The 259-nt window shown below is 72.2% G+C and carries 1 protein-coding gene; it reads left to right on the top strand.

What is annotated here, in order from left to right; genetic code table 11:
- A partial coding sequence (locus B3T77_RS04620; RefSeq protein ID WP_292077678.1) for a TetR/AcrR family transcriptional regulator C-terminal domain-containing protein occupies positions 1-259 on the top strand: 259 nt, incomplete at both ends.

Here is a 259-nt window from a genome sequence, read left to right as displayed (position 1 = left end):
CGATCCGCAGACGGTGCTGGAGACCCTGGCCCTGACGCTGCTGAACCGGGTGTGCAGCGGCGACAAGGTCGGCTCGATGCGCGGGGTCGCCTTGGTCTCGGTCGAGGCGCCCGAGATCGCCCACGCCATCTATGAGGCCGGCCCGCGTCGCAGCCTGCGCGAACTGGGCGCCTGGCTGGCGGAACAGACGCGGCTGGGCCGGATGAGCGTCGCCGATCCGGAAGAGGCGGCCGAGATGTTCGCCGGCCTGGTGCTGGGC

It is taken from the genome of Brevundimonas sp. UBA7838 (assembly GCF_002500885.1).
Taxonomy (GTDB): domain Bacteria; phylum Pseudomonadota; class Alphaproteobacteria; order Caulobacterales; family Caulobacteraceae; genus Brevundimonas; species Brevundimonas vesicularis_C.
Note: the sequence above shows the minus strand (reverse complement) of the source record. Positions and strands in the feature narration are given on the sequence as shown.